Genomic DNA, 9948 nt, shown 5'->3' on the forward strand with positions numbered 1-9948 from the left:
GCTTCTCAGAACATGTCGAAATACTCGCGGTGCTCCCACTCGCTGACTTCCAGGTTGAAGCGGGCGATCTCGGCTTCCTTGATGCGGCAGTAGTAGTCGACGAAGCCCGGGCCGAGCTGGTCGGTGAGCACGGTGTCGGCGCGCAGGGCGGCCAGGGCGTCGGCCAGCGTGCGGGGCAACGGGTCGGCCTCGGTCTCGTAGGGCGCGTCGGCCGAAGGGCCGGGGTCGAGCCGGCGCCGCATGCCGTCGAGGCCGCAGAAGATCTGCGAGGCCAGGTAGAGGTAGGGATTGGCGGTCGGCTCGCCCACGCGGTTCTCGATGCGGGTGGCGTTCTGGCCGACGCCGCCGAGCACGCGCAGCATCGCGCCGCGGTTGTCGCGCGCCCAGCTGGCGCGGTCGGGCGCCAGCGAGAAGGGCCGGTAGCGGCGGTAGCCATTGAGGGTGGGGCTGGCCAGCGCCGCCGCGCCTCGCGCATGGGCCTTGAGTCCTGCCAGGTAGTGCAGGCCGATGTCGCTCAGCGGCTGGCCTTCGTGCGCCGGCATGAAGGCGTTGTGGCCATCGGATTTGCGCCGCAGCGACTGGTGCAGGTGCCAGCCGCTGGACATCACGTTCGGGATGCGGGGGCGGCACATGAAGGTGGCGTGGTAGCCGTGGCGCTGGCAGATCTGCTTGACGGCGCTGCGCAGCAGCACCATGGTGTCCGCAGGCACCAGGCCGGCAGTGGGACCGAACACCAGCTCGAACTGGCTGGGGCCGAACTCGATCTCCAGCGAGTGCAGCGGCAGGCCCAGCGCCGCCAGGTTGGCGCGCAGCAGTTCCATCAGCGATTCCACGCGGTCGTAGCGCAACTCGGTCAGGTACTGGTGGCCCTGGGTCAGCAGCGACACGCGCGGCGGTTCGCCCGGCTGTCCGGCATGCGCGAGCTCGAGGCTGGGATCGTCGAGCTTGAAGACGTGGAACTCGACCTCCAGGCCGGCCACGAATTCGAGCCCCAGTGCATCGAGCCCGGCCACCGCGCGCTGCAGGATCTTGCGCGTGCCGAAGGGGCTCGGACTGCCGTCGGTGGTGTGGGCGTCGCACAGCACCCAGCCCGTGCGGGGCGCCCACGGCAGCACGCGGAAGGTCGCCGGGTCGGCCACGATGGTGAAGTCCGCGCCGCCCTGCATGCCGGGCCTGTCGAAGCCGCCGCCGGCCGAGAAGACGGGGAACACCGTGCGATGCGAGGTGTCCTTGGCCAGGAGCGTGGAGGTGAGGTTCACGCCGTCGCGCAGCGCAGCCCTGGCGGCGGACGCCACCAGCGTCTTGCCGCGCAGCAGGCCGTGCTGGTCGGGCCAGGCGAAGCGGACCACGTCCACCTCGCCGGCCTGGAGTCGGGCCGCGACTTCGTCGGCCTGTGCGCGCTGGTCGGCCGACCACAGGCCGAAGCGTTCGACAAAGCTGTCCATGGCAGACCTGCTCAGGCGGCCAGGCGCGCGGCGGCCCAGTCGGATCCGCGCCGCCGCGCGAGGTCGGCGTCGTGGCAGTAGCTGTCGACCTGGGCATTGGCGGCGACGCCGTCGATGGAGGCCGGGCCGGTCAGCGCACCTGCCTGTGCCGCATCGGGCAGCATCGGCGCCGCATCGCCGGCGAGCACACTGTCGATGGCCTCCAGCAGCATGCGACGGTAGGCGACGATGCCCTTGTCGGTGGTGCCCAGGTGCTCGCGCGTGCGGTTCTGGATCGGGCCCATGGACTCGCAAGCCCATTGGTCGTGGACGTTGATGTCCATGCCCATGCCGGTGTAGGTCTGGGTCTGCTGCTCCTCGGCGCTGTAGCCGTACTGGTTGGCCTTGTTCTTGCGCGAGGTGTAGGCCGGCAGCTCGATGGTGGCCAGGCGCTGCTCGCGCATCTGCTGCTTGTCCACCGGGCCGGTGAAGCTGGTGAAGATGGCATACCAGTAGCAGTGCGTGTCATCCACCGGCACATGCCATTGCGAGATCGTCATCTCGCTGCTCATCGGGATCACGAAGGCCTGAGGGAAGACGAGGTTGGTCACCCGCACGTGGGTCTGCTCTTCCGAGAGCTTGCGCAGCGTGGTGAGCTGCATGCCGTAGGGTGCCGGCGCGACGCGGATCTCGGGACAGTCGTACTCGCGAAGGACCTGTGTGATCGCCATGGCCGAGTCGGCCGACGCGCCGCGGAACTGCTTGCCGTAGCTTTCGGAGGTGTCCTCGTCCTCGAAGAAGCGGTGCAGGAAGGAGGCGTGCGCCGGGTCGATGCCCACCTCCAGCGCCTGCAGCCAGTTGCATTCCCACAGCCCCTTGAAGGCGAAGGTGTGGCTGTCGGGCGCGACGAAGCAGTCGAAATCCGGGAAGGCTGGGGGCTCGCCCTCGCCGATGTAGGCAAAGATCACGCCGCTCTTTTCGACAACCGGGTAGGCCGATTGCTGGATGCGCGTGCACAGCTTGCTGCCGGCCGGCTCGGCCGGGGTTTCCAGGCACTTGCCGCTGGCGTCGAAAAGCCAGCCGTGGAAAGCGCAGCGCAGGCCACTGCTTTCCAGGCGGCCGAAGGCGAGGTCGGCCCCGCGGTGGGGGCAGTCGCGGTCCAGCATGCCGAGCCGCCCCTGCGGATCGCGGAACAGGACGAAGTCCTGGTCCATGAGCTTGACGGGTTTGAGGGGGCGCGGGCCTTTCAGCTCTTCCGCCAGCGCCACGGGCTGCCAGTAGCGCCGCAGCAGCTTGCCGGCCGGTTTGTCCGGGCCGACACGGGTCATGTGGTCGTTTTTTTCAGCACTGATCATGGGGCACTCCTGAGGTCTCTGTACATCGTTGCATGCAATGGGATGCATTGTGATGAGCGACATGATCAAGCGTCAACGCAATTTGGCCTGATTTGCCTATTTTGTAAGGGTAAACACTAGGAAAATAGCAACGAACCAGGGTTCGTTGGCACATGAGTTGAGCGCAATTGAATGCAATGAATCTTCGAACTGCCTTGATTGCGTGCATTGACGCACCAAGCCGGTACAATCGCGCCAACTTGTTGCATGCAATCCGACATGGACTCCCAACAATCCCGCGTACTCGTCCAGCTGCGAGACATGATCCTCAAGGGCGAATTCGTGCCTGGGGAGCGCCTGGCGGAAATACCGCTGGCGGAAAAGCTGGGCGCCTCCCGCACGCCCGTGCGCCTGGCGCTGGGCAGCCTGGAACACGAAGGCCTGATCGAGCCCTCTCCGGCCGGCGGCTACCAGATGCGGCGTTTCACCTCACGCGAGATTGCGGACGCGATCCGCGTGCGCGGCGTGATCGAGGGCTTCGCGGCCCGGCTGCTGGCGGAGGAGGGCGCGCCGCGCCAGTTGCTGCGCGAGTTGCACGAATGCCTCGACGCCGGAGACCGGGCGGTGAACAAGCCGCAGATGGAACTGGACGACTACGCCGCCTACGTCGAGATGAACGACAACTTCCACCGGTTGATCGTCGAGGGGTGTGGCAATTCGACGCTCAGGCGGATCATGGAAACGCTGGTCGGCCAGCCCTTCGCCTCGCCGAGCGCCATGTTGCCGATGCAGTCCTCGATGCAGGAGGGTCAGCAGTGGATGCAGCAGGCGCATCGCCAGCATCACGCGCTGGTGCAGGCCATCGAGCGCGGTCAGGGGTCGCGTGCCCAGGCGCTGGGCGAGGAGCATGTGGAGATCGCCCGCATGAACCTCGACTATGCCCTCGAGCGGCCGGAACTGGCCGCCGAGGTGATGCCGGGCATGCGCCTCGTGGCGGCCAATCGGCGCGCCTAGAGGCTCCCTCGGGCGGCGGGCGGGTGGGCCTCGAACAGTGCCTGCCGCACGGCCTGCCACGAGGCCTCGTCCGGCGTGCACAGCAGCCCGCCCGAGGTATGGGAGGGCAGGTAGCCGCTGCCGTCGAAATGCGCGCTGTAGCCGCCCGCCTCGCGGTGGATCAGCCAGCCGGCGGCATGGTCCCATGGCATCAGGCGGTTGTAGAAGAGCACATGGCAATGGCCCGCTGCCGCCAGCCGGTATTCGTGCGCGGCGCAGCGTAACCAACAGGTCATGCCCAGGCGAGACAGATTGGCGTTCACCGTCGATCGCAGTGGCTCCGGCAGGAAGTTCGTGCCCGCGACGCCCTCCATCTCGTGCACCGGCACCGGGGCCGCCACCCGCAGCGCAGTGCGGCCCGCCTCGGCGTCCACCAGCCAGGCGCCCGCACCCCTGAAGGCGAGCGCGCTGCTGCGGCACACCGGATCGTGGATCACGCCGGCGACCACTTCGCCCCGCTCCAGCACCGCGCCCATCACGCCGAACAAGGGCACGCCGGAGGCGAAGTTCTTCGTTCCGTCGAGCGGGTCGATCACGAAGGCGAGTTCGGCGCTGCCGATCCGATCGAGCAGTCGGGGGTCCCGTCCGGCCGCCTCTTCGCCGATCACCTCGGCACCGGGGAAGGCGCTGGCCAGGCACTCGGCGATGGCGCATTCGGCCGCCTCGTCGGCTTCGGTCACGATGTCGAAGGCCGACGTCTTCTGGCGGATGGCGCTGGCCTGCACGCGCCGGAACCGGGGCAGGACTTCGTCGGATGCCGCCGCGGCGATGGCCCGCAGCAGCACGTCCAGATCTGCGATGGTGAAGCGGCGTTGCATGGGGCGTGGTCCTGGTTTCGATGGAAGCCGGTGCGCGCGGTTCCGGTCACAGCGCCATCGCATCGTGTAGGGGGGCGTTCCCATCGATTCTATTTTTGGGATGCCGCCACTGGCATGCAGAATCGGGACTTCTGGACTTGGCCCCGGTGGGAGGCACGAAATGGAACTGGAAGAAATCACCGCCCGACTCCGCTCGCTCGAGCTGCGGGCCGTCGCGCAGACCACCGCGATCGCGGTGCTGCTCCACGAGCAGCCCAACGCGGCGGCGAAGCTGCACATGATCACCGAGCGGCTGGTGGATGCGCCACCCATCCCCTTGTCCGACGAGGACCTGGTCAAGGTCGCGGCCTATCTGCAGGCGATGCTGGGCGGGCCCTGGATCGATTAGCCCGCATCCCACCGCCCGAGGACCGGAGGCGGCTCGCGCCTTCAGCAAGGACTGATCCGGCATTGCGACAGTCGCCGGCATCGAGGAACCGGCCATTGACGGTCCGGGCGCCGAAGCATCCTCTACCAGCGCCGGCTGACTGTCTGCCCCCTAGTATGAGGCTCCAGGGTGACGCCAGCATGAAGGGCTGGGGAGGCCCTCCGTTCGCCGGCCGCAAACGGCTAGAGTCGGGCACCGTCGACGCCCGACGAGGAGTGTGAATATGCGATCAGCCGGCGCCGCCACCTTCGACGAAGCCTATTACCGGCGCTACTACTTCGACAAGAAGACCAAGGTGGTGGACCCCCAACATGTCGAGCGCCTTGGCGAGTTCGTCTGTGCGTACCTGCGATACCTGCGCGTGCCTGTCAGGCGCGTGCTGGACGTCGGTTGCGGCATCGGACTGTGGCGCGACATCGTGGCGCGGCAATTCCCCTTGGCCAGCTACCACGGCGTGGAGTTCAGCGAATACCTGTGCGAGCGCTACGGGTGGGAGCGCGGCTCGGTGGTGGACTACCAGGCCGGGAAGCCCTTCGACTTCGTCATCTGCCAGGGCGTGCTGCCCTATCTCAACCCGCCGGATCTGAAGCGCGCCTTGCGCAACCTCAGCCAACTGAGTCAGGGCGCCCTGTATGTGGAAGCCGTGACGCGCGAGGACTACACGCGCGACATCGTGGATGAGGACCTGACGGACCCGCACATCTTTCGCCACAGCGCCGAGATGTACCGGCACGGGCTTTCGCGGCACTTTCAGGAGGTGGGCGGCGGGGTGTGGCTGAGCCGGCAAGCCGAGCTGCCGCTGTTTGCCCTGGAGTGTGCACCGGAGTGAGGCTCGATCGAATCAGGACCCCTGCCGGGGCGTGCCGCCCGCCATGCAGTAGTCGATGAAGGCCTCCAGCGTGCGCCCCGGCTGCCGCTGGCGGTGCAGCACGATCGAGAGCGTGCGCGAGTTCTTCGGCAGCGTGGTCTTCAGCTCCACCAGCGAGCCGGCGGCCAGCGCGTCGGCCACCGCGTAGCGCGACATGCAGCCGATGCCCACGCCCGAGGCCAGCACGCGCTTGATGGCGTGGCTGCTGCCGAGCTCCAGCTCGACATCCAGCGGGCCCACGCGCCGGCCCAGCCAGTCCTCGGTCGCCTCGCGCGTGCCCGAGCCTTCCTCGCGCAGCACCCAGCCGGCGTCGGCCAGCTCGCGCGCACCCACCATGCGCCCGGCCAGCGGATGGCTGGGCGAGGCGACCACCACCATCTCGTCGCTCAGCCAGCGGCGCACCGCCAGGTCGGGATGGGTCTGCCGCCCCTCGATGAAGCCGACGTCGGCATCGAAGCCGACCACCGCCGCGATCACGTCGCTGGTGTTGCCGATGATCAGCCGCGCCCGCGCCTGCGGGTTCTGCTGCTTCCAGCCCAGCACGATGCCGGGCAGCAGGTATTCGCCGGTGGTGAAGCTGGCCGCGATGCGCAGCGGCGTCTGCTGGTCGGTGAAGAACATGGCCTGCAGCTCGGCCGCCTGGTCCACCAGCGAGACCGAGCGGGCCAGCAGGGCGCGGCCGTTCTCGTTGAGCACCAGGCGGCGGCCGATGCGGTCGAACAACTGCGCGCCCAGCGATGCCTCCAGGTCGGCCAGGGCGGCGCTGGCGGCCGACTGCGAGCGCGCGATGCGGCCGGCCGCGGCCCGCGTGGAGCCTTCGCGCGCGGTGGCGGCGAACACCTCCAGCTGGCGCAGCGTGAGGCGCAGGCGATGATCGGATTTATCGGTCATGGTGAACTGAATTAACTGCTTTTTTGTTCAGGACCGCAACCCTATCATGGGGGCACGACACCCACGATGACCGGAGGCAGTGCCTTGCTCAACTTCCTCTCGCGCGAGCCCATCCACGATCCGCTGGCCGCGCCGACGCCCACCGACCGGACCGAGGTCAAGACCACCACCTGCTACATGTGCGCCTGCCGCTGCGGCATCCGCGTGCACCTGCGCGAGGGCGAGCAGGGGCCCGAGGTGCGCTACATCGACGGCAACCCGGAACACCCGCTCAACAAGGGCGTGATCTGCGCCAAGGGCTCCTCGGGGATCATGAAGCAGATCTCCCCGGCGCGCCTCACGCAGCCGCTCCTGCGCAAGCCGGGCAGCGAGCGCGGCGCCGGCGAGTTCGAGCCGATCAGCTGGGAGCGCGCCTTCGAGCTGCTGACCGAGCGCCTGTCGAAGATCCGCGCCACCGACCCGAAGAAGTTCGCGCTCTTCACCGGCCGCGACCAGATGCAGGCGCTCACGGGCCTGTTCGCGCGCCAGTTCGGCACGCCCAACTACGCGGCGCACGGCGGCTTCTGCTCGGTCAACATGGCCGCCGGCATGATCTACACCATCGGCGGCAGCTTCTGGGAATTCGGCGGGCCCGACCTGGAGCGCGCCAAGCTGTTCGTGATGATCGGCACGGCAGAGGACCACCACAGCAACCCGATGAAGATCGCCATCAGCAAGTTCAAGCGCGATGGCGGGCGCTTCATCTCCATCAACCCGGTGCGCACCGGCTACTCGGCCATCGCCGACGAGTGGATTCCGATCAAGCCCGGCACCGACGGCGCGCTCTTCATGGCGCTGCTGCACGAGCTGATTGCAAACGACCTGGTCGACCATGCCTTCCTGAAGCGCTTCACCAACGCGCCGCAGCTCGTGGTGCTGGACGACTGCGATCGCCAGGGCCTGTTCGCCTTCGACCCCGAGCGCGGCGTGCCGGGCGACGGGCGCAACCCCCACAACAAGCTGGTGTGGGACAAGGCGAGCGGCAGCGTGCTGCCGGCCTACCCGGAAGGCATCGCCGAGGGCTGCGACCCCGCGCTCGAGGGCCACTACCAGTTGGCCGACGGCACCCGCGTCGCGCCGTCCTTCCAGCTGCTGCGCGAGCGCGTCTCCAGCTGCACGCCGGAGTGGGCCTCGGCCATCACCGGCATCGACCCCGAGCGCATCCGCAGGCTGGCGCGCGAGATGGGCGAGACCGCGCTGCAGCAGGCCTTCGAGCTGCCCATCCCGTGGACCGACGCCTGGGGCAAGCAGCATCCGGCCACGCAGGCGCGCCCGGTGGCCTTCCACGCGATGCGCGGCCTGGCGGCGCATTCCAACGGCTTCCAGACCGTGCGCGCGCTGGCGGTGCTGATGAGCGTGCTGGGCACCATCGACGCGCCCGGCGGCTTTCGCCACAAGGCGCCGTACCCGCGCCACATCGTGCCCAACTACCGCGCCTTCAACGCGCCGGAGATGATCCAGCCGAACACGCCGCTGAACGCGGCGCCGCTGGGCTTCCCGGCCAACCCGGACGAGCTGGCGATCAACCCCGACGGCTCGCCGATCCGCATCGACCACGCCTTCTCCTGGGAGCACCCGCTGTCCGCGCACGGGCTGATGCACAACGTCATCACCAACGCGGTGAAGGGCGACCCCTACCGCATCGACACCCTGCTGATCTTCATGGCCAACATGGCCTGGAACTCCAGCATGAACACGATGGCGGTGCGCGAGATGCTCAACCGCAAGGACGAGAAGGGCGAATACATGATCCCCTTCATCGCCGTGTGCGACGCCTTCCAGAGCGAGACCGTGGCCTTCGCCGACCTGGTGCTGCCCGACACCACCTACCTCGAGCGGCACGACGTGATGAGCATGCTGGACCGGCCGATCTCCGAGTTCGACGGGCCGGTGGATTCGGTGCGCATCCCGGTGGTGCCGCCCACGGGCCAGTGCAAGCCCTTCCAGGAGGTGCTGATCGAGCTGGCCTCGCGCATGAAGTTTCCGGCCTTCACCACGCCCGAGGGCGGGCGCAAGTTCAAGGACTACCCGGACTTCATCGTCAACTTCCAGCCGCAGCCGGGCATCGGCTTCCTGATGGGCTGGCGTGGCAAGGACGGCGACCAGCACCTGCGCGGCGAGCCCAACCCGAAGCAGTGGGAGGCCTACGCGCAGAACAACTGCGTGTTCCAGTACCACATGCCCGAGACCATGCACTACATGCGCAACTGGAACCGGGAGTACCTGGACTTCGCCAAGGACAAGGGCTGGCGCCAGAAGAACGACGTGGTGCAGCTGGCCCTCTATTCCGACACGCTGCAGAGCTTCCGCCTCGCGGCCCAGGGCAAGAGCGCCGGCCGCCAGCCGCCGGATGCGCTGCGCGAGCGCATCGACACCTACTTCGATCCGCTGCCCTTCTGGTATCCGCCGCTGGAAGAGGCGGCGACCGACCTGGAGGCCTACCCGCTCAACGCCATCACCCAGCGGCCGATGGCGATGTACCACTCCTGGGACTCGCAGAACGCCTGGCTGCGGCAGATCCACAGCCACAACTACCTGCACGTGAACCCGCTGACCGCGAAGTCGGCCGGCATCGCCGACGGCGGCTGGTGCTGGGTGGAGAGCCAGTGGGGCAAGGTGCGCTGCATGCTGCGCTACAGCGAGGCGGTGGAGCCCGGCACGGTGTGGACCTGGAACGCGATCGGCAAGGCCGACGGCGCCTGGCAGCTCGCGCCTGGGGCGGACGAGGCGCGCAAGGGCTTCCTGCTCAACCACCTGATCTCGGAGGAACTGCCCTTCGATGCCGCGCACGGCACGGGGACCATCAGCAATTCCGACCCCGTCACCGGCCAGGCCGGCTGGTATGACGTGCGGGTGCGCATCCGCCCGGCCGAGCCGGAGGAGCCGAAGGAGAGCTATCCGCAGATCCCGAGCATGCCGGCGGTGCCCGGCGTGCTGGGCAAGGCGGCGAACGTGCTGAGCTATTTCGCGGGGAGGAAGCGGTCATGATGCAGTGGCTCAAGGACCTGTTGGGCAGCGCGCCTTCACTCCCTCCCCCTCTGGGGGAGGGAGTGAAGGCGCGCTGCCCAACAGGTCCTTGAGCCACTGCATCATG

Annotated in this window: 8 protein-coding genes; 4 read left to right on the forward strand and 4 right to left on the reverse strand. The window is 68.2% G+C overall.

From position 1 onward, the window contains the following. Nucleotides 1–5: 5 nt before the first annotated feature. Both A8M77_RS25015 and A8M77_RS25020 read right to left on the reverse strand, forming a co-directional pair. Nucleotides 6–1445, reverse strand: a complete 1440-nt coding sequence (locus A8M77_RS25015; RefSeq protein WP_086924220.1) for a glutamine synthetase family protein — start codon at nt 1443–1445, stop codon at nt 6–8. An 11-nt stretch (nt 1446–1456) separates the two neighbouring features. Next, nucleotides 1457–2779, reverse strand: coding sequence for an aromatic ring-hydroxylating dioxygenase subunit alpha (locus tag A8M77_RS25020; RefSeq protein WP_086924221.1), 1323 nt, complete (start codon nt 2777–2779; stop codon nt 1457–1459). A gap of 258 nt (nt 2780–3037) precedes the next feature. Here A8M77_RS25020 and A8M77_RS25025 point away from each other — a divergent pair, with 258 nt between their 5' ends. Further along, nucleotides 3038–3772, forward strand: coding sequence for a GntR family transcriptional regulator (locus A8M77_RS25025; RefSeq protein WP_086924222.1), 735 nt, complete (start codon nt 3038–3040; stop codon nt 3770–3772). Here the strand turns inward: A8M77_RS25025 and A8M77_RS25030 are convergent. Then, nucleotides 3769–4629, reverse strand: coding sequence for an inositol monophosphatase family protein (locus A8M77_RS25030; RefSeq protein ID WP_086924223.1), 861 nt, complete (start codon nt 4627–4629; stop codon nt 3769–3771). The genes A8M77_RS25025 and A8M77_RS25030 overlap by 4 nt on opposite strands. Before the next feature lie 160 nt (nt 4630–4789). Here A8M77_RS25030 and A8M77_RS25035 point away from each other — a divergent pair, with 160 nt between their 5' ends. Both A8M77_RS25035 and A8M77_RS25040 read left to right on the forward strand, forming a co-directional pair. After that, a complete protein-coding gene (locus A8M77_RS25035) occupies nt 4790–5017 on the forward strand; it encodes a hypothetical protein (RefSeq protein WP_086924224.1) in 228 nt (75 codons plus the stop codon). 262 nt (nt 5018–5279) lie between these two features. Then, a complete protein-coding gene (locus A8M77_RS25040; protein ID WP_086924225.1) occupies nt 5280–5885 on the forward strand; it encodes a class I SAM-dependent methyltransferase in 606 nt (201 codons plus the stop codon). Between the two features lie 12 nt (nt 5886–5897). On the opposite strand, the gene A8M77_RS25045 is transcribed toward A8M77_RS25040, so the two are convergent. Next, nucleotides 5898–6815, reverse strand: coding sequence for a LysR family transcriptional regulator (locus A8M77_RS25045; protein ID WP_086924226.1), 918 nt, complete (start codon nt 6813–6815; stop codon nt 5898–5900). Nucleotides 6816–6899: 84 nt separating this feature from the next. Between A8M77_RS25045 and A8M77_RS25050 the strand changes: the two genes are divergently transcribed. After that, nucleotides 6900–9842, forward strand: a complete 2943-nt coding sequence (locus A8M77_RS25050) for a molybdopterin oxidoreductase family protein (protein ID WP_086924227.1) — start codon at nt 6900–6902, stop codon at nt 9840–9842. Nucleotides 9843–9948: the final 106 nt, after the last annotated feature.

This window comes from Variovorax sp. JS1663 (assembly GCF_002157355.1).
GTDB lineage: Bacteria > Pseudomonadota > Gammaproteobacteria > Burkholderiales > Burkholderiaceae_C > Variovorax.

What these genes read in the sequence shown, in the direction of transcription:
- A8M77_RS25015 (WP_086924220.1), bottom strand. Translation starts at nt 1,445, where the DNA reads ATGGACAGCTTTGTCGAACGCTTCGGCCTGTGGTCGGCCGACCAGCGC.
- A8M77_RS25020 (WP_086924221.1), bottom strand. Translation starts at nt 2,779, where the DNA reads ATGATCAGTGCTGAAAAAAACGACCACATGACCCGTGTCGGCCCGGAC.
- A8M77_RS25025 (WP_086924222.1), top strand. Translation starts at nt 3,038, where the DNA reads ATGGACTCCCAACAATCCCGCGTACTCGTCCAGCTGCGAGACATGATC.
- A8M77_RS25030 (WP_086924223.1), bottom strand. Translation starts at nt 4,629, where the DNA reads ATGCAACGCCGCTTCACCATCGCAGATCTGGACGTGCTGCTGCGGGCC.
- A8M77_RS25035 (WP_086924224.1), top strand. Translation starts at nt 4,790, where the DNA reads ATGGAACTGGAAGAAATCACCGCCCGACTCCGCTCGCTCGAGCTGCGG.
- A8M77_RS25040 (WP_086924225.1), top strand. Translation starts at nt 5,280, where the DNA reads ATGCGATCAGCCGGCGCCGCCACCTTCGACGAAGCCTATTACCGGCGC.
- A8M77_RS25045 (WP_086924226.1), bottom strand. Translation starts at nt 6,815, where the DNA reads ATGACCGATAAATCCGATCATCGCCTGCGCCTCACGCTGCGCCAGCTG.